Source organism: Streptomyces cinnamoneus (genome assembly GCF_002939475.1).
Taxonomy (GTDB): domain Bacteria; phylum Actinomycetota; class Actinomycetes; order Streptomycetales; family Streptomycetaceae; genus Streptomyces; species Streptomyces cinnamoneus_A.
Map to the genome: position 1 here is coordinate 1,781,294 of NZ_PKFQ01000001.1, position 18,787 is coordinate 1,800,080.

At 71.3% G+C, this 18,787-nt stretch carries 13 protein-coding genes, 1 tRNA gene and 1 pseudogene; 6 read left to right on the forward strand and 9 right to left on the reverse strand.

From position 1 onward, the window contains the following. The first annotated feature begins 49 nt into the window (after positions 1-49). Both CYQ11_RS07340 and CYQ11_RS07345 read left to right on the forward strand, forming a co-directional pair. Positions 50-123, forward strand: a tRNA-Leu gene (locus tag CYQ11_RS07340). Positions 124-233: 110 nt separating this feature from the next. Then, positions 234-1,007, forward strand: a pseudogene (locus CYQ11_RS07345) (transcriptional regulator). 6 nt (positions 1,008-1,013) lie between these two features. On the opposite strand, the gene pyk reads toward CYQ11_RS07345, so the two are convergent. Beyond that, on the reverse strand, positions 1,014-2,447 hold the full coding sequence (gene pyk, locus CYQ11_RS07350) for a pyruvate kinase (RefSeq protein ID WP_099197799.1): 1,434 nt from the start codon (positions 2,445-2,447) through the stop codon (positions 1,014-1,016). A gap of 144 nt (positions 2,448-2,591) precedes the next feature. After that, positions 2,592-3,308, reverse strand: a complete 717-nt coding sequence (locus CYQ11_RS07355) for an SIMPL domain-containing protein (RefSeq protein WP_099197798.1) — start codon at positions 3,306-3,308, stop codon at positions 2,592-2,594. A 163-nt stretch (positions 3,309-3,471) separates the two neighbouring features. Between CYQ11_RS07355 and CYQ11_RS07360 the strand changes: the two genes are divergently transcribed. Then, positions 3,472-5,280, forward strand: coding sequence for a bifunctional metallophosphatase/5'-nucleotidase (locus CYQ11_RS07360; protein WP_099197797.1), 1,809 nt, complete (start codon positions 3,472-3,474; stop codon positions 5,278-5,280). Here CYQ11_RS07360 and CYQ11_RS07365 read toward each other — a convergent pair. Beyond that, on the reverse strand, positions 5,236-6,669 hold the full coding sequence (locus tag CYQ11_RS07365; RefSeq protein ID WP_104650972.1) for a lysine N(6)-hydroxylase/L-ornithine N(5)-oxygenase family protein: 1,434 nt from the start codon (positions 6,667-6,669) through the stop codon (positions 5,236-5,238). The two genes, CYQ11_RS07360 and CYQ11_RS07365, sit on opposite strands and share 45 nt — an antisense overlap. A 385-nt stretch (positions 6,670-7,054) precedes the next feature. On the opposite strand from CYQ11_RS07365, the gene atpF reads away from it, so the two are divergent. Then, positions 7,055-7,609, forward strand: coding sequence for a F0F1 ATP synthase subunit B (gene atpF, locus CYQ11_RS07370; RefSeq protein WP_099197327.1), 555 nt, complete (start codon positions 7,055-7,057; stop codon positions 7,607-7,609). Between the two features lie 148 nt (positions 7,610-7,757). Here atpF and pepN read toward each other — a convergent pair whose 3' ends face one another. The 3 genes from pepN to CYQ11_RS07385 form a co-directional block, all read right to left on the reverse strand. Continuing rightward, entirely contained in the window at positions 7,758-10,274 is a 2,517-nt protein-coding gene (gene pepN / locus CYQ11_RS07375) for an aminopeptidase N (protein ID WP_104651117.1), read from the reverse strand. Between the two features lie 241 nt (positions 10,275-10,515). Then, entirely contained in the window at positions 10,516-10,821 is a 306-nt protein-coding gene (locus CYQ11_RS07380; protein ID WP_099197328.1) for a chorismate mutase, read from the reverse strand. 15 nt (positions 10,822-10,836) lie between these two features. Beyond that, a complete protein-coding gene (locus tag CYQ11_RS07385; protein ID WP_099197329.1) occupies positions 10,837-11,727 on the reverse strand; it encodes a helix-turn-helix domain-containing protein in 891 nt (296 codons plus the stop codon). Between the two features lie 204 nt (positions 11,728-11,931). Here CYQ11_RS07385 and CYQ11_RS07390 point away from each other — a divergent pair, with 204 nt between their 5' ends. After that, positions 11,932-13,650: a beta-galactosidase gene (locus CYQ11_RS07390; protein ID WP_099197466.1), complete on the forward strand. Its 1,719-nt coding sequence runs from the start codon at positions 11,932-11,934 to the stop codon at positions 13,648-13,650. A 100-nt stretch (positions 13,651-13,750) separates the two neighbouring features. Here CYQ11_RS07390 and CYQ11_RS07395 read toward each other — a convergent pair whose 3' ends face one another. After that, positions 13,751-16,876 carry an endo-alpha-N-acetylgalactosaminidase family protein gene (locus CYQ11_RS07395; RefSeq protein ID WP_099197330.1) on the reverse strand — a complete coding sequence of 1,042 codons (3,126 nt, stop codon included), beginning with the start codon at positions 16,874-16,876 and terminating at the stop codon, positions 13,751-13,753. A gap of 165 nt (positions 16,877-17,041) precedes the next feature. Here CYQ11_RS07395 and CYQ11_RS07400 point away from each other — a divergent pair, with 165 nt between their 5' ends. Continuing rightward, positions 17,042-17,431: a VOC family protein gene (locus CYQ11_RS07400; RefSeq protein ID WP_099197331.1), complete on the forward strand. Its 390-nt coding sequence runs from the start codon at positions 17,042-17,044 to the stop codon at positions 17,429-17,431. 16 nt (positions 17,432-17,447) lie between these two features. Here CYQ11_RS07400 and CYQ11_RS07405 read toward each other — a convergent pair whose 3' ends face one another. Both CYQ11_RS07405 and CYQ11_RS07410 read right to left on the reverse strand, forming a co-directional pair. Then, positions 17,448-17,987 carry a class I SAM-dependent methyltransferase gene (locus CYQ11_RS07405; RefSeq protein ID WP_099197332.1) on the reverse strand — a complete coding sequence of 180 codons (540 nt, stop codon included), beginning with the start codon at positions 17,985-17,987 and terminating at the stop codon, positions 17,448-17,450. Between the two features lie 53 nt (positions 17,988-18,040). Further along, positions 18,041-18,766, reverse strand: a complete 726-nt coding sequence (locus tag CYQ11_RS07410; protein WP_338105335.1) for an MBL fold metallo-hydrolase — start codon at positions 18,764-18,766, stop codon at positions 18,041-18,043. Between the last annotated feature and the right edge of the window lie 21 nt (positions 18,767-18,787).

Sequence of the window (18,787 nt, forward strand, 5' to 3'; positions counted from 1 at the left end):
TGTATGTTTGATGCACGAAGGTCACTCGTGGACCTTCGTTTCGCAGGAGGCCCCGGTACTCCAACGGTTAGAGAGACGGTGCTCAAACCACCGACAGTGTGGGTTCGAATCCCACTCGGGGCACTTGACCTTCGAATCGAAGGCTCGCCAGCCTGCTGGTGATCTTCACTCGCTACGGTGAACATTTCTTCGAGCCGGCTCGCTGCCACACACGTTCAGGCACGCCCGCAGCTGTGTACGACACCGAAACGCGCCAGCGTGCACTCGCCCTCGTCGATCAGGGCCACAGCCTCAATGCCGTGAGCAAGCAGACCGGCATATCCAGGTACGCGATCCGCTCGTGGCAGACCAGGCTCGAACCCCTCCCCCGCACGCACGAATGCTCGCGCTGCTGCAGCACACCGCACCCCCGCCGATGTCAGCCGCGTACGCCTATCTGCTCGGCCTCTACCTGGGCGACGGCCACATCATCGACTACCGCAAACACCGGGCACCGAGCATGTCTCTCGCGTGCGGCGACAAGTGGCCCGGCCTCATCGAAGCCGCCGCACAGGCCCTCAACGCCGTGTTCCCCGACAACAAGGTCTGCCAGGTGAGCGGCACCGGTTGCACCTACGTGAAGGTGCACTCGAAACACCTCCCGTGCCTCTTCCCTCAGCACGGCCCCGGCAAGAAGCACGAGCGCCGCATCGTGCTGGAAGCCTGGCAGCAGCGAATCGTGGACGCACACCCGTGGGAGTTCCTCCGCGGACTCATCCACTCCGACGGCTCGCGCATCACCAACTGGACCACCCGCACCATCAACGGTGAGGTCAAGCGCTACGAGTACTCCCGCTACTTCTTCACCAACACATCCACCGACATCCTGATGCTCTTCACCGAGACCCTCGACAAGGTGGGCGTCGAATGGAAGTCCACCCACCCAGAGCCGACGCGCCCAGAACATCTCCGTAGCCCGCCGCGCCTCCGTCGCCCTCATGGACGCCCACATAGGACCGAAGTACTGATCGCCCCTACTTCGGCGAGTCGTCCTCCCCGATGTGGTGCACCCGCACCAGGTTCGTCGTCCCCGGCGTCCCGGGTGGGGAGCCCGCCGTGATGATGACCATGTCGCCCTTGCGGCAGCGGCCGATCCGCAGCAGGTGCTCGTCGACCTGCTCGACCATCTCGTCGGTCGTCTGCACCATCGGGCCCAGGAACGTCTCCACCCCCCACGTGAGGTTCAGCTGCGAGCGCGTCGCCGGCTCGGGGGTGAACGCCAGCAGCGGGATGGGTGACCGGTAGCGCGACAGCCTGCGGACCGTGTCACCGGATTGAGTGAAGGCCACCAGGAACTTGGCGCCGAGAAAGTCGCCCATTTCGGCGGCGGCGCGGGCGACGGAGCCTCCCTGGGTGCGGGGCTTGCTGCGTTCGGTGAGAGGGGGGAGGCCTTTGGCGAGGACGTCTTCCTCCGCCGCGGCGACGATGCGGCCCATGGTCTTGACGGTCTCGACGGGGTACTTGCCGACGCTGGTCTCACCGCTGAGCATGACGGCGTCGGTGCCGTCGATGACGGCGTTGGCGACGTCGGAGGCTTCGGCGCGGGTGGGGCGGGAGGCGTCGATCATGGAGTCGAGCATCTGGGTGGCGACGATGACCGGCTTGGCGTTGCGCTTGGCGAGCTTGATCGCTCGTTTCTGCACGATCGGGACTGTTTCCAGTGGCATTTCGACACCGAGGTCGCCGCGGGCGACCATGATGCCGTCGAAGGCGGCGACGATGTCGTCGAGGTTCTGGACAGCCTGGGGCTTTTCGATCTTGGCGATGACGGGGAGGCGGCGGCCTTCTTCGTCCATGACGCGGTGTACGTCGTCGATGTCGTGTCCGGTGCGGACGAAGGAGAGGGCGATGATGTCGGCGCCGGTCCTGATGGCCCAGCGGAGGTCTTCGACGTCCTTCGCGGAGAGGGCGGGGACGGAGACGGCGACTCCGGGGAGGTTGAGTCCCTTGTGGTCGGAGACCATGCCGCCTTCGATGACCATGGTCCTGACCCGGGGGCCGTGGACGTCGATGACTTCAAGAGTTACACGGCCGTCGTCGACGAGGATGCGTTCGCCCCTGGAGACGTCGTGGGCGAGGCCGGGGTAGGTGGTGCCGCAGGAGTGGCGGTCGCCTTCGACGTCCTCGACGGTGATGGTGAACTCGTCGCCGCGCTCGAGGAGGACGGGGCCTTCGCGGAAGCGGCCGAGGCGGATCTTCGGGCCTTGAAGGTCGGCGAGGACGCCGACGCTGCGTCCGATTTCGTCGGAGGCCTTGCGGACCCGCTGGTAGCGGGTCTCGTGTTCGACGTACGTGCCGTGGCTGAGGTTGAAGCGGGCGACGTCCATGCCGGCTTCGACGAGTGCCTTGATCTGCTCGTACGAGTCGGTGGCGGGCCCCAGGGTGCAGACGATTTTCGCTCGGCGCATGGTACGAGCCTATGACCTACCGACCGGTAGGGAATTCGCCCGCCGCAAGTGCTCAAAGTCCTTTGGGTAAACCCTTGTTGACACCTTGTGAAACGTGCAGCGAGGCGCTCCGATGAGCGCCTCCGGCCGCCGCGGTGGTGGGCCTCAGAGGGTGGGGGGCGTCATCGTAAACCGGGCGTTGACGTGGGCGTGGACGGTCTGGCGGCGGGGTTCGAGGTCGAGGGTGGGGGGCGGGGTGGGCGGGGCGCCGCCGAAGCCGGAGCGCATCATGCCGCCGGGCGCGGCGGGGGGCCCTGCGGGGGCGGTGGGGAGGGTGTGCTCGGCGCCGGTGTCGGCGAGTTCGACGAGGGCGACGAGTCGGGAGCCGAGGGCGTCGGCGTATTCGCGGGCGCGTTGTACGGCTTCGCGTACGGCCTTTTGGCGGGCTTCGCGGTGGGCGGGTGAGTCGGGGCGCAGGCTCCACCAGGGGCCGTTGATGCGGATGAGGTCGTTCTCGGAGAGGCGGGTGACGAGTTCGCCGAGGGTGGTGAAGTCGGTGACGGTGGCGGTGTGGTGGACGTGGCCGTGGTAGGCGTGGACGCGTTCGTGGCGGCCTTTGTCGTTGAGTTGGGGGGTGATGGTGAAGCTTCCTGTTTCGATTTTCTCGATGGCTTGTCCGTAGCTCCTGAGGAGTTCGAGGGTGTGGTTGTTGCGGCGGGTGAGGTCGTCGAGAGTGGTGCGGCGGTCGGTGCCGCGGGCGCTGATGCTGATGCCGAGGTGGGCGATTTCGGGGTCGACTTCGAGGCGGGCTTCGCCGCGGACGGCGACTCGGGGGGCGTCGGGGGTGCCGTAGGGCAGGGGTGCGGGGTGGGGTGTGGTCATGGGGTCAGGGTGGCAGGCGTGGTGCGGGGGTGTCGTGGCTGGTGGGTGGTGATGTGGATCGCAGGGTGTTGAGGGTGTTGGGGGGTGTGGGGGGTGGGCCAGAATCTACGCGCGTTGGCTCTGGCCGCGTTGGTTCTGGTGATGAATGGGGAGAACAGAACATATGCCGCTCAATCGTAGGAACTTCCTGGGGCGTACGGCTGTGACGGGTGCCGGTGTGGCGTTGGCGGGGGCTGCGGGTGCCGTGCCGGCCGAGGCGCGGACTGCGGACCAGGAGCGGGGTCGGGGGAAGAAGCGCTACTCCTTGACCGTGATGGGGACGACCGACCTGCACGGCAACGTCTTCAACTGGGACTATTTCACCGATGCCGAGTTCGATGACAAGGCGCACAACGACGTCGGGCTGGCGAAGATTTCGACGCTGGTGGGTCAGGTCCGGGCGGAGAAGGGGCGTCGGAACACGCTTTTGATCGATGCCGGTGACACGATTCAGGGGACTCAGCTTTCGTATTACTACGCCAGGGTGGATCCGATCACGGGTCCGGGAGGGCCGGTGCACCCGATGGCGCAGGCGATGAACGCGATCGGCTATGACGCTGCCGCGCTGGGCAACCATGAGTTCAACTACGGCATTCCGACGTTGCGGAAGTTCGAGGAGCAGTGTGATTTTCCGCTGCTGGGTGCGAACGCTCTGGATGCGAAGACCATGCGGCCGGCGTTCCGTCCGTATGTGATGAAGCGGGTGTGCACGCCGCATGGTCGTGATGTGCGGGTGGCGGTTCTGGGTTTGACGAATCCGGGGATCGCGATCTGGGACAAGGCGAACGTGCAGGGGAAGATGGTGTTTCCCGGTCTGGAGGAGCAGGCGGCGAAGTGGGTGCCGAAGCTCCGGTCGATGGGCGCGGACGTGGTGATCGTTGCGGCGCATTCGGGTTCGAGCGGCACGTCGTCGTACGGTGATCAGTTGCCGTACGTGGAGAACGCGGCGGCGTTGGTGGCGGAGCAGGTGCCGGGTATCGACGCGATTCTGGTGGGGCACGCTCACACGGAGATTCCCGAGTACCGGGTGGCGAACAAGGAGACCGGCAAGCAGGTCGTGCTGTCGGAGCCCTTGAAGTGGGGTCAGCGGCTGACGCTGTTCGACTTCGACCTGGTGTGGGAGCGGGGCGGCTGGCAGGTGGAGTCGGTCTCGGCGAAGGTGCTGAACTCCAATACGGTGGCGGAGGACGCCCGGATCACCGGTTTGCTGCGTGATGAGCACCGGAAGGTGGTGGCGTATGTGAACCAGGTGATCGGTTCGTCGTCGGCGGCGATGAGTGCCGCGGAGGCGCCGTACAAGGACACGCCGATCATTGATTTCATCAATCATGTGCAGGCGGAGACGGTGCGGGGTGCTCTGGCGGGTTCGGCGTACGCGTCGTTGCCAGTGTTGTCCCAGGCTTCGTGTTTTTCGCGTACGGCTGCGGTGCCGGCGGGGAAGGTGACGATTCGCGAGGTGGCGGGGCTGTATCCGTTTGAGAACACGCTGGAGGCGCGGTTGATGACCGGTGCCCAGTTGCGTGAGTATCTGGAGTTCTCGGTGCGCTATTACGCGCAGACCGCTGTGGGTGCGCCGGTGGATCCGTCGAAGTTGACGAATGCGGAGGGGGTTCCGGATTACAACTACGACGTGGTGAGTGGTCTGTCGTACGAGGTGGACATCGCTCGGGCGCCGGGGTCGCGGATCGTGGGCCTGTCGTTCGCGGGGAAGCCGTTGGACGACTCCGCCGAGTTCGTTCTGGCGGTGAACAACTACCGGGCGAGTGGCGGGGGTGGTTTCCCGCATGTGGCGCGTGCCAAGCAGTTGTGGGCGAACTCGGAGGAGATCCGCAACACGATCATCGGTTGGGTGAAGGCGAAGGGGTCGATCGATGTGGGGGCGTTCGCTTCAGTGGACTGGAAGCTGACGCGGGATGGTGTGCCGGTTTTCTGAGCCGATGGCGGTCTGGGGTCGTGGTTGTGGCCGCGGCTCCAGGCCGAAGGTGGTGAAGGCGGTGCGCTGGGGCAGGGCGTAGACGGTTTTCCCCGTGAGGGCGTTGAGGATGACGGCGCTGCGCCAGGCGGCGAGGCCGAGGTCGGGGGCGCCGACGCCGTGGGTGTGGGTTTCGGCGTTCTGGACGTGGACGGCTCCCTTGACGGAGGGGTCGAGGATGAGCCGGTGGTGTTCGTCGATGCGGGGGCGGCCGCTGGAGTCTCGGCGGATGTAGGGGTCGAGGGCGGCGAGGAGGGTGTCGACGCGGCGTTCGCGGTAGCCGGTGGCGAGGACGACGGCGTCGGTGGTGAGGCGGGAGCGGCTGCCTTGCTGGGTGTGTTCGAGGTGGAGTTCGACGCGGGTGGTGCCGACGCGTCCGGCGGTGCGGACGAAGACTCCGGGGGTGAGGGTGGCGTCGGGCCAGCCGCCGTGGAGGCTGCGGCGGTAGAGCTCGTCGTGGATGTCGGCGATGGTGTGGGTGTCGATGCCCTGGTGGAGCTGCCACTGCTGGGGCAGGACCTGGTCGCGGACGGGTTCGGGGAGGGTGCGGAAGTAGTGGGTGTAGTCGGGGGTGAAGTGCTCGAGGCCGAGCTTGCTGTACTCCATGGGGGCGAAGGCGGGGGTGCGGGCGATCCAGTGGAGTTTTTCGCGGCCTTCGGGGCGGCGGCGGAGGAGGTCGAGGAAGACCTCGGCGCCTGACTGTCCGCTGCCGATGACGGTGATGTGTTCGGCTTCGAGGAGTCTGTCGCGGTGGGAGAGGTAGTCCGCGGCGTGGATGACGGGGACGTTGGGGGCGTCGACGAGGGGGCGGAGCGGTTCGGGGACGTAGGGGGCGGTCCCCACGCCGAGGACGAGGTTGCGGGTGTAGGCGCGGCCGAGGGCGTCGGCTTCGCCGTCGGGGTCGAGCTGGGTGTAGTCGATCTCGAAGAGGACGCGTTCGGGGTTCCAGCGGACGGCGTCGATGTGGTGGTTGAAGTGGAGTCCGCGGAGGTTCTCGCTGACCCAGCGGCAGTAGGCGTCGTATTCGGCGCGGTGGATGTGCTGGCGCTCGGCGAAGTAGAAGGGGTAGAGGCGTTCGCGGGTCTTGAGGTAGTTGAGGAAGGACCAGGGGCTGGTGGGGTCGGCGAGGGTGACGAGATCGGCGAGGTGGGGGACCTGGAGGGCGGTGCCGTCGATGAGGAGGCCGGGGTGCCACTGGAAGGACGGGCTCTGGTCGTAGAAGGCGGCCTTGAGGTCCTGGAGGGGGTGGGCGAGGGCGGCGAGGGAGAGGTTGAAGGGGCCGATGCCGATGCCGACGAGGTCGAGGGGGTGGTCGGGGGCGGAGGCGGGGGGCTCTTGGGGGCTGGTCATCGGGTGGTGTGGCCTTCCACGAGTGTCGGCGGTGCCGGGGTCGTCGGGGGCGGGTACCGGGCGGGGTCCGGAGCGGGCTCGAATGATCGCGTCGGCGGGGCCGGCTCCGGGGCGGGTGCGCGCCGCGGGCCGGGTGCGGCGGTGGCCGGAGGCTGTTCTCGGGGCGTTCTCCCTGGTCTGTGGCGGGCCGGGCTGGCGCCAACGGCTCAAGCTACCGGCTGTGCTCGCACGGTGACGTGGGGTGGGGAAGGTTTCGCCCGATGGGGGTACGGGCCCGGCGAGGCCTTGCGCGGGCGCGGAGTTGGGGGCGCGGGGGCGTGGGGCGAGGCCGTGGCGGGGGGTGCGGTTCGGCGGTGGGGAGGGGCTTCAAGGTAATGTGCTCACCATGGCCATGACTTTTGCTCTCGACGTAGGGCCGCTGAAGCCCGAGCCCGCACCGCTCATCCTGGGTCTGGTGCTGTTCTTCCTCACCTTCTGGGTGATGGCGAAGGTGATCCTTCCGCGCGTCAACAAGGTCCTCATCGAGCGTGAGAACGCCACCGAGGGGCGTTTCGAGGAGGCCGAGGAGACGCGTGCCGAGGCGGCGCGGGTCCACGCCGAGTACCAGGAGCTGCTGGCGGAGGCCCGCCACGAGGCGGCGCGGCTGCGGCAGGAGTCGTTCGAGCAGGGCACGGCGATCATCGCGGAGCTGCGGGCCGAGGGCCAGCGGCAGCGTGAGGAGATCATCTCCGCCGGTCACGCGGTGATCGACGCGGAGCGCGCGGTGGCCGAGGCGGAGCTGCGCGAGCAGGTCGGCGTGCTGGCCACGGACCTCGCGGGCAAGATCGTCGGCGAGCCGATGACGGACTACGCCCGGGAGAGCGGTGTCGTCGACCGCTTCCTGGAGGAGCTGCGCACGGCGAAGGCGTCGGACGCGGCAGCGGGCGAGACCCGCGACTGACAACCGGCAGAGCCATAGGCCCAGGCTCCCCGCACCCTTCCGGGTGCGGGGAGCCTTGTCGTTTCCCGGGTTCGTTTCCCGGGAGGCCTTTCCCAGGTGTCGTTCTCAGATGTCGTTTCCGGGCCCGCCCTGTGGGAGGGCCCGGGGGTCATCCCTGGGCGGCGTGGATGGCCAGGGCGCGGCGCAGGTCGTCGAGCTGGTCGGTGAGGCGGCGGCGCAGCGCGGGGGTGGGGTCGGCGTCGCGCAGGCACTGTTCGCCGCGGCGCAGGTTCTCCTCGTCGATGAGGGTGCGGGGGAACCCGTCGCGGCCGGCGGCGACGGCGAGGGCGGGTCCGCGGCGGGCGGCGACGGCGACGGCGTCGGGGTAGTAGCGGTCGAGGTAGGGGCGGAGGAGGTCGGTCTGCTCGGGCTGCCAGAAGCCCTGTGCGGTGGCGGTGAAGAGGTAGTTGGACAGGTCGTCGCCGCCGTACATGGCGTGCCAGGCGGCTTCCTTGGTCACCGGGTCGGGGAGGGCGGCGCGGCAGCGTGCGGCGCCTTCCTGGCCGGTGGCGCTGGGGTCGCGGGTGAGTTCGGCGTCGATGTCGGCGGTGGTGGTGGCGCCGAGGACGGCCAGGCGGGCGAGGATGCCCCAGCGCAGTTCGGGGTCGAGGGCGGGGCCGGCGGGGACGGTGCCGGCGGCCAGCCAGTCCTGGAGGGTGGTGGGGGTGGTGGCGCTGGAGATGAGGGTGCGGACGGCGGTCAGGCGCAGGCCGTGGGCGTCGGTGCCCTCGGTGCGGGTGAGGAGGTCGTGGCAGAGGTCGGTGAGGGTGGCGAGGGCGGCGGGGCGGTCCTTCGCGGTCGTGTAGTGGTCGGCGATCGCGGTGCGGGCGAAGGCGAGGACGCCTTGGGTGATGGCGATGTCGTTCTCGTGCGGCAGGTGGGCGCGGGCGGCGTCGAGGTAGGCGGCGGGGGCGAGCTCGGCGTCGCGGACCATGTCGCGGGCGGCGTTCCACAGGACGGCCCGGGTGAGGGGGTCGGGGAGGGAGGAGAGGGAGGTGAGGGCGGTGGTCCAGGAGTCGGGGTCGAGGCGGACCTTGGCGTAGGTGAGGTCGCCGTCGTTGAGGAGGACGAGTGCGGGGCGGGGGCCGGGGAGGTCGAGGACGGGGGTGTGGCCGTCGGCGGGGAGGTCGAGGGTGAGGGGGGTGCGGGGGGTGAGGGCGTGGGGGTCGTCGGGGGTGTGGTCGTAGAGGCCGACGGTGAGGTGGTGGGGGCGGGTGCCGTCGTGGTGGAGCTCCAGTCGCCAGGTGCCGGGGGTGGTGGGGGCGGGGGTGTGGGGGGTGAGGGTGTCGACTCCGCTGGTGCGCAGCCAGTGGGCGGCCCAGGTGGGGACGTCGCGGCTGGAGTGGCGGTCGAGGGAGTCGATGAAGTCGGCGAGGGTGGCGTTGCCGAAGCGGTGGCGGGAGAAGTGGTCGTTGATGCCGGCGAGGAAGTCCTTCTCGCCGAGCCAGGTGACGAGCTGGCGCAGGGCGCTGGCGCCCTTGGCGTAGGAGATGCCGTCGAAGTTGAGGAGTGCGGAGGCGGTGTCGGTCACGGCGCCGGGGGCGGGGGCGACGGGGTGGGTGGAGGGGCGTTGGTCGGCGTCGTAGCCCCAGCTCTTGCGGGCGATGGCGAAGTCGGTCCAGGTGCCGGTGAAGCGGGTGGCGTCGGCGAGGACCTGGTACCCCATGTACTCGGCGAAGGACTCGTTGAGCCAGATGTCGTCCCACCAGCGGAGGGTGACGAGGTCGCCGAACCACATGTGGGCCATCTCGTGGGCGATGACCATGCCGCGGGTCTGGCGTTCGGTGTCGGTGACGGCGGAGCGGTAGACGAATTCGTCGCGGAAGGTGACGAGGCCGGGGTTCTCCATGGCGCCGGCGTTGAACTCGGGGACGAACGCCTGGTCGTAGGAGTCGAAGGGGTAGGGCTCGTCGAAGATCTCGTGGTAGCGGTCGAAGCAGCGCCGGGTGATGTCGAGGAGTTCGCCGGCGTCGGCGTCGAGGTGGGGGGCGAGGGAACGGCGGCAGTGCAGGGCGAAGGGCAGGCCGGCGTGCTCGGTGTGGACGCTGTGCCAGGGGCCGGCGGCGAAAGCGACGAAGTAGGTGCTCAGGGGTTTCGTGGTGGCCAGGTGCCAGCGGCCTTGGGCGGGCGGTCCGACGCGGGTGGCGCGGGCGTTGCCGAGAACGGTCCAGTGCGGGGGTGCGGTGACGGTGGCGTCGTAGACGGCCTTGAGGTCGGGCTGGTCGAAGGCGGCGAAGACGCGCTGGGCGTCGTCGATGAAGGTCTGGGTGTAGAGGTAGGTCTCCCCGTCGGCGGGGTCGGTGAAGCGGTGCATGCCCTCGCCGGTGCGGGAGTAGCGCATGTCGGCTTCGACGTGGAGTTCGTGGGGGCCGGCGGTGAGGGTGAGCGGTAGCCGGTTGTCGTCGAGCGTGGCGGGGTCGAGCGGGGTGCCGTCGAGGCGGACGGTGTGCAGGGTGGCGGGTTTGAGTTCGACGAAGGTGTCGCCGGAGTTCCGTGCGGTGAAGTGGATGACGGTGGTGGAGCGGAAGTGTTCGTCGCCGCGGGTGAGGTCGAGGTCGATCTCGTAGCGGTGGACGTCGAGGAGGCGGGCTCGGGTCTGGGCTTCGTCACACGTCAGTACGGGCATGCGGTCATGCTGCCGCATCAGGGGGGTGGGGGCCGAGGGGGTTTTCCGCGTCCGGATTCGCTGTGGCGGCCGGGTGGTGTGGGGCTCCTGTTGTGGCCCGGCCTGGGCGGGGGGCTGTCGAGGCCCGGTCGTGGGCGGGCCCGGTGGCGTCCGGGACCCGCTGGGGTCCACTCGTGCCCCAGGCCCCGGGCCGGAGAGCCGGAGAGCCGGGGGCCGCGGGTGCGGCCCGTCCGGCGTGGGGTCAGGCCCGGGCGATGGTCTCGTGGTGGCGGATGACCTCCGCGATGATGAAGTTGAGGAACTTCTCCGCGAAGGCGGGGTCAAGTTTCGCGTTCTCGGCGAGTTCGCGCAGGCGGGCGATCTGGCGGGACTCGCGGGCGGGGTCGGCGGGGGGCATCTTGTGGGCGGCCTTGAGGTGGCCGACCTGCTGGGTGCATTTGAAGCGCTCGGCGAGCATGTGGATCACCGCGGCGTCGATGTTGTCGATGCTGTCGCGCAGGCGCGTGAGCTCCGCACGCACGGACTCGTCGTTGGCACTGTTGTTCATCTCCACACCACGAGCCTATGCGGAAGGGCGCGATCCAATGACCGGCGGGTGCTCCGGATCGGGGACGCGGTCGCTCCAGCCGCCGGGCAGGGCACGGCCGACGCGCTCGCGGAAGCGGACGGGGGCGGTGCCGACGCGGCGGGTGAAGAGGCGGCTGAAGTAGGCGGGGTCGTCGTAGCCGACGCGGCGGGCGACGGCGGCGACGGGCAGCTCGGTGGCGGCGAGGAGTTCCTTGGCGCGGCCGAGCCGGATGCCCAGCAGGTAGTCCTTGGGGCTGCAGCCGGCGCCGCGGCGCACGGCGGTGCGCAGCTCGGCGGGGGTCATGCCGTGGCGGGCGGCGTGCTGGGTGACGGACAGGGGCAGGAAGGCGTCGCGGGCCAGGGCCGCGAGGACGGGGTCGGCGCCGGTGGCGGTGTCGGCGCGGGCCCGGCGCAGGGCGACGAGCAGTTCGTGGACGGCGGCGGAGGTCTCGACCTCCAGCAGGGGGTTGCCGCGGCGGGCGGCGCGGGCGATGCGGGTGACGGCGGCGCGGGCGCCGGTGGTGTCGGTGAGGGGGACGACGGGGCGTTCGGGTTCGATGTAGCCGAGTTCGGTGTAGGCGCCGACGGCGGTGCCGGTGAAGTCGACGAAGGCCTCGTCCCAGCCGGCGCCGTGGCCGGCGCCGTAGTGGTGGGGGGTGCCGGGGGTGAGCCAGAGCAGGGCGGGGGCGATGACGGGGCGGGTACGGCCGTCGGGGGTGCGGTACCAGCCGGCTCCGGCGCTGACGACGACGGCGACGTGGTGGTCGAGGGTGCGGGGGCCGACGGGCGGCAGGGCGCCGTGCTGGAGTCCCACGCCGAGGCAGACCAGGCCGAGCCGGTGGTGGACCGGGCCGGGCGTGAAGTAGCGCATCCAGGTGTGGTACACGCGCCGCCGCCTTTCCGTGACTCGTCCAATCAGGGCCGATCTTTGTCCATGGCCCCCTCCCCCGCCAGAGGGCGACGATGGTCTCCGGACGCCGGAGTGGGCCGAGGGCAGGGGGCGGGGTCGGTGGCGCGTTTCGTCGGGAACGGGGACGGGGGCGGGGACGCGGAGGCCGGTGGGTGGCCGGTGCGGCTGTTGTCGGGGGCGATGCACTACTTCCGGGTGCACGAGGCGCACTGGGCGCACCGTCTGGGGATGTTGCGGGCGATGGGTCTCAACTGCGTGGAGACGTATGTGCCGTGGAACCGGCACGAGCCCCTTCCGGGGCGCCCGCGTGACGTTCAGGAGCTGGGGCGTTTCCTCGACGCGGCGGCAGCGGCGGGGTTGTGGGCGGTCGTGCGGCCCGGCCCGTACATCTGCGCGGAGTGGGAGAACGGGGGGTTGCCGTTCTGGCTGACGGGGCGGTTGGGGCGGCGGGTGCGCACGCGGGACGCCGCTTTCCTGCGGGCGGTGGACGGCTGGTTCGCGCTGGTGGCGGAGCAGGTGGTGGGCCGGCAGGCGGACCGGGGTGGTCCGGTGGTGCTGGTGCAGGTGGAGAACGAGTACGGGTCGTATGGGAGTGACGAGGTTTATCTGCGGCATCTCGTAGAACGGTTGCGTGGGTGCGGTGTCACGGTTCCGCTGGTGACCTCCGACGGGCCGGAGGATCACATGCTGTCGGGTGGCACGGTGCCGGGGCTGCCGGCGACGGTGAACTTCGGTTCGGGGGCGGGTGAGGCGTTCGCGGCGCTGCGGCGGCACCGGCCGGAGGGCGGGCCGTTGATGTGCATGGAGTTCTGGTGCGGCTGGTTCACGCACTGGGGCGGGCGTCCGGCCGTCCGGGAGGCCGGGGAGGCGGCGGGGGTGCTGCGGGAGATCGTGGGGCGTGGTGCGTCGGTCAACGTCTACATGGCGCACGGGGGGACGAACTTCGGTGGCTGGTCGGGGGCGAACCGCTCGGGTGAGGACCACCGTGGGGTGCTGGAGCCGGTGGTGACGTCGTACGACTACGACGCGCCGGTCGACGAGTACGGCCGTCCGACGGCGAAGTTCTGGGCGTTCCGCGAGGTGCTGGCCGCCTGTCCGGACCGTGCGGGGCCGCCGCCCCCGCCGCCCGCGGCGCCGGCGGCGTTGCGGGCGGCGGTGCGGGTGCCGCTGGTGGAGTGGGCCGCGCTGGGTGGGGTCGTGGACGTGCTGGGCGGGCCGGAGGCGGTGGGCCCGGTGCCGCCGTCGTTCGAGGAGCTGGGGGTCGAGCGGGGGGTGGTGCGGTACCGCTTCGACGTGCCGGGGCCGCGGCGGGCGTATCCGCTGCGGGTGGCGGGGCTGCGGGACGTGGCGGTGGCGTACGTGGACGGGGTCCGTGCGGCCACGGTGGAGACGGAGTCGGGGGTGATCGGTGAGGTGCCGGGGCCGGCCCGTGTGGAGCTGTGGGTGGAGTCGCTGGGCCGGGTCAATTACGGGCCGCGGCTGGGTGAGGCCAAGGGCCTCACGGGCGGGCTGCTGCACGAGCGGCAGTACGTGCACGGGGTGCGGGCGCGGGGGCTGCGGCTGGAGGCGCTGGAGGAGGCGGGGGCGGCGGCGCGGGTGCCGTGGCGGGGCCGGGTGGGCGCGGGGGGTGCTCCGGGGCTGTACCGGGGGAGGTTCGCGGTGGCGGGGGCGGGGGACGCGGTGCTGGAGCTGCCCGGCTGGGGGCGGGGCTACGTGTGGGTGAACGGCTTCTGTCTGGGCCGTCACTGGGACCGGGGGCCGCAGCGTTCGCTGTACGTGCCGGGTCCGGTGCTGCGGGAGGGGGGCAACGAACTGCTGGTCCTGGAGTTCGACCGGGCGGGTGACCGGGAGGCGGTGCTGGGGTGCCTTCCCGGCCCCGCGTCGCCGCCGGTCCGCTGAGCCCGCCCGGCCCCCGGCGGCGCGGGGTGGTGGCTGAGCCCCCCGTCCCGCTGGTCACCGGCCGATGACGGTGACCAACGGGACGGAACCCCGTGGATGTCTATTGCCCGACCTGCCGCACGGTGAAGCCGTCCAGGCAGAACTCAGTGGTCCCGCTTTCCCCCACCTTCCGTAGTCCCACCCACGCCTCACCCGTATCCGGCGCGGTGAAGTCGTACGAGTACGTCGTCGGCCCGGTGGCGGCCGGCAGGGGCGCGCGGGTCAGCTCGCGCGGCTGCGGCTCGTCCACGGCGGTCACCCACGCGTACTGTTCCGCCTGCTCGTTCTCGTAGCGGAAGGTGACGCGGTAGCGGTGTCCGGGCTCGAAGCGCACGGTGTGGGGGACCGTGCGGTAGACGAGGCCCGGGTTCTCGCCCCGCGACTTGAGGGACTGTGTGCCGTCGATGACGTCGTCGACGGCCTTGCGGTTCCAGCCGCGCTGCGTGTAGGGCGCGTGCCGCTGGGCGATGTGGGTACGCGGGTCGGTGGTGCCGCCGGCGTTGCCCTTGACGAACGGGCCCCAGCCCTGCGGCACGTTCTCGAAGTCCTCGGAGACGAGGGTGCCGGGGGGTGCTTCTGTGCGCCGGCCGGGTACGACCCGCAGCGCGTCGAACCGTACGCGTGCCCGCCCCGCCGCCACCGTGAGGGCCAGGGTGACCGGGCCGCCGCCGTCGGGGACGGTGAACCAGGTGAACATCCGCTGGAACCGGGTGCCGTGCTTGCGGTCGGCCGCCATGTGGTTGCCGGCCGTGGAGGTGTCCGTCCAGTTGACGGCGGTGACGCCGTCGGCCGTGCGGACCTGGAGGGCGGCTCTGCGCCGCTCCCCCGCCGTGGCGCCGACTTCGACCTGGACGGACGCCGCGTACGTGCCGGGTTGGAGACGCGCCAGTCGCTGGCTGACGGTGGCCGCCGCCCCGGCGCCGACGACGAGTTCGGGGTCGCCCAGGGGACTTTCCACGACGCGGGCGGGGCCGGTGATCTGCCAGGCGTCGAGGGTCTGGGACAGGAAGTGGGGGTCGCGCAGGGGTGTGCCCTCGCCCCAGTCCGGGTCGGCGGGGGCCGGCCCGTGGGGGTCCGGCTCGCGGGTGAGGACGTAGGGCCGGCCGGCCGCGGCCTCGATGGTGACCCTGCCGCGGTGTACGGGCAGGGCCACGGTGCCCGTGCGTCCTCGGGTGGTGAGGCGGTGGAGGTGGACGGTGCGCCGGTGGGCCCAGCCGCGCGGCAGGGTCCAGGTGGTGGTGCCGCCGTGGGGGTTGTGGTGGTAGAGCTTGGCGGGGTCGGTGGCGCGGCGCGGTTCCCAGGGCAGGAGGTAGGTGTCGCCGACGGCGACGGTGCGGCCGTCGGTGGTGATCCGCCGGGTGCCGCCGCGGTCGGTGACGTGGACGGTGATGTGGGAGTGGGCGAGGGTGACGTCGTGGTCGTCCCAGGTCCGGATCGCGAACGCCTGGAGGTACTTCGCGGGGAGGTTGTCGGTCCACAGCTGCCGGTAGAACGCCGTCCAGTCCGTCTTGCCGCGCCAGCCCTCGAAGTTGCCGAGTCTGGCGGTGGGCAGCAGTGGCCACTTGTCGGCGAAGACGTCTTTCTGGTGGTGGCGGAGGAAGCGGATGAGCCGGGAGTTGATGCCGCGTGAGGTGTCGGGCCCGTAGTCGGTCTCGGTGGCCCAGTGGGACCAGAGGCTGGAGCGTTCCAGGCCGTGGCCCCATTCGGTGGTGATCTGCCAGCCCTGCTCGCGCAGGAGGCGCTGGAGCCGGTCGGAGTTCCAGCCGGATTCGCGGAAGACGTCGATGTAGAGGGTGGTCAGCGCCGGGTCGGTCTCCTCGCGCAGCTGCCGGAAGCGGCGGGCGAGGTCACCGGAGACGAGGTCGCGACGGGGGTCGATGCGGTACGACTGGTCGAGCCAGTCCCACTGCGGGTCGTTCTCGTCGACGAGCGTCTCGGAGAAGGCGTGGGCCACGGGGTAGGACTCGGTGGTGTTGACGTGGACGGCGAAGTCGCTGTTCCACTTCTTTCCGGCGCGCAGGAGGGTGTTGAGGTCCGCGAGGCCGCCGGCGCGGGTGTTGTAGTTGCCGCCGTAGTCGGGGTGGGCGGAGTCATGGCCTTCGGACTGGTAGCCCTTGAGGAGGGTGAACTGCCGTAGCCCGTCGGTGGCCAGGTGGATGCGCTTGATGTTGTCGAGGGTGGTCAGGAACGGGTTGGTGGCCTGGCTGGCGAAGTTGAAGGGGATGTGCGGGACGACGCGCAGGTGCTGTTCGTCGGCGCCGGGCGGGTCGGTCATGATCTCGCGCAGGGCGATGGCGGCGTCCTGCCAGTCGGTCCTGCCGTCGCCGTTGCGGTCCCGGGTGAGGATGACGCTGACGCGGGGCAGGGGGGCGGTGTCGTCGGCGGGGGCGGTGGCGGCCCGGTGCGTCCACTGGCCGGCGGTGATGCGGGCCTCGGTGTGGCCGGGGCGGGCGAGGGTCTGCCGCCACAGACGGCCGTTCTCCCACGCGGTGCGCGCGTCGGGCCGGTCCTGGACGGTGTTGGTCTCGATGGCGGCGGCGAGCCGGTCGGTGCTGACGACGGCGTAGGCGCACCCCAGGGGCGCCGGGTCGGGGGGTGTGGCCGGGGTGACCCGTACGAGGGTGTCGCCGTTGCCGGCGGCGTCGAGGGCGATCCGTGCGGCGAGCAGGGTGGCGCCGGGCTGGGTGTCGCGGACGGCGAGGAAGGCGAGGCCGGGGATCTGGAGGGTGCCGACGCGGCGGGGCGGGCCGGGGGCGTCGGCGATGCGGGTCACCCGCCAGTCCACGCGCCATCCGTCGACGTGGATCTCGGCGTCGATGCGGGTGCCGGTGGGGAGGGTGAGGGTGTAGGTGGCGCGGTCGGCGGTGGTGGTGGCGGTGACGTGGGGGGTGTGCGTGGTCCCGTCGATCAGGAGGGTCGTGACGGGTTCCTCCTGGCCGTACAGGACGGCGCCGGTGGCGCGGTCGGTGTAGGACAGGATGCGGGGGAAGGCGGTGTCGACCCGGACGTCGAGGGCGGCGGAGCGCAGGACGGCCTCGGCGGGGGTGCGGGCCGTGCGGGCGGCCGCGGTGGCGGGGGCGAGGGCCGTGCCGAGGCCGGCGAGGGCGGTGGTGACGACGGCGGTCCGGCGGCTCGGGCCGGTCCGGGGGGTGGGGCCGGGGCGGGCTTCGCGTCGGTCTGCGGTCACGCTGCTCGTGCCTCCTCGCGCTGGTGGCTATGCGTCACCTTGGGCGAGGGGGGCCGGGGTGCCCATGGACAAAGGAGTAACCCGTGTTGGACTAACGGATGTGTGGGGCGTGGGTGGCCGGGGCCCCCGTTTCGTCGCGGCGCGGGGCGCGGCATGATGCCGTACATGATCGCCACGATGCAGTGCACCGTCATCGACTGCCCCGACCCGCTGGCCCTGGCGCGTTTCTACGCGGCCGTCCTGGGCTGGCGCGTCGGCGACGAGGACAGCGACCCCGCCTGGGTGTGGCTGACCGATCCCGCGACGGGGCAGCGCCTCGCCTTCCAGGGCGTCGAGGAGTACCACCCGCCCCACTGGCCGGACCCCGCTCGTCCGCAGCAGATGCACCTGGACTTCGACGTGCCGGAGCGGGCGGACGTGGAGCGGGCGAAGGGGGAGGTCGTCGCCCTCGGGGCGACGTTCCTGCACGACAGCGGTGGGGAGAAGCGGGGGTTCCTCGTGTTCTCGGACCCGGCGGGGCATCCCTTCTGCCTGTGCTACGGCCAGACGGGCTGAACGGGCCTCGGGCCGGTCACCGCTTGCGGTAGGCGAGGCGCAGGTTCTGCAGGCCGCGGTCGGCCCGGCGGAGTTCGAAGGCTCCGCCGCGGGCCAGGTGGGTGAGCGCGGTGGTCCTGTGGCGTCCCACCAGGGGGCGCCACAGGAACAGCACGAGCTGTCCGCCCGGGCGCAGGACCCGTTCCGCCTCGGCCAGGGCGGTGTGCTCGGGCATCTCCTCCAGGCTGTAGCTGTAGAGCAGGGCGTCGAGGGCGGCGGACGCGAAGGGCAGGGCGCAGCCGTCGCCGGCGACGTGGACGGTCCGGGCGCCCGGGCCCGCGCCGTGCTGCGCGCGGGGGTCGTGGGCGGCGGGGTCCAGGGCGACGAGGAGGCTGCCGGGGCCCAGGTGGCGCGCCAGGGCGGTGGTGTAGAAGCCGCCCCCGCTGCCGATCTCGGCGCAGCGCAGGCCGGGGCCGGGGGTGATCCAGCGGACGTCGCGGGGTGGGCTGTCGCCCAGGGCGGCTCTGATGAGGCGGTGGCTGATGAAGGCGTAGCAGCGGGTGGGGGTTCTGGGCATAGAGGGATGTTTCCCCCATATCACCCCTCTCTACTGCACCGGCGCGCGGCGGCTCAGGTGGCGGGCCCGCCGAGCTGCCGGGCCACGGCCCTGAGCGCCTCGCCGGCGCCGCCGACGAGGGGGGCGCCGTGGCCGAAGCAGGCGGTCTCCACCTCCAGCGCGGCCTGGCGGTGGAAGGCGGCGAGGACCTGCGCGCGGTCGACGTTGAAGACGCCCGGCATCAGCTGCTCCACGTTGGCGATGGTGTCGCCCGTGAAGAGCACGCCGGTGCGGGGCAGGTGGAGGGCGATGCTGCCGGCGGTGTGGCCGGGCACGTGGACGACCCGGACCTCCTGGCCCCAGTCCAGGGTGTCGCCGTCCGCGAGCTCCCGGTCCACCGGGCAGGGGCCCGGTGGCGGGAGGTCCGGCATGTTCGCGTGGACGGCGTCCCACAGCGGCACCTCCCAGTCCTCCAGGACCGGCGGCGGCTCCGGCACCTCGCCCCGGATGACGGGCGCGTCCGCGGCTCCGGCGAGGACCGTCGCGCCGGTGGCCGCGGCGAGGTCGGCGGCGGAGCCGACGTGGTCCAGGTGGGAGTGGGTGAGCACGATGTCGCGCAGGTCGGCGCAGCCCGTCCCGTCGAGCCGGCGCAGGGCGGCCAGGACCTGCTCGGCGTGGCCGGGCAGGCCCGTGTCGACCAGGGACCAGCCGTCGGGCAGGCGCAGTGCATAGGCCTGCCCGACGGCGAACTTCAACATCCATATCGTCGGCGTGACTTGTTGTGTCTCGATGGCGTTCATGCCCCCACGTTAAGGATCATC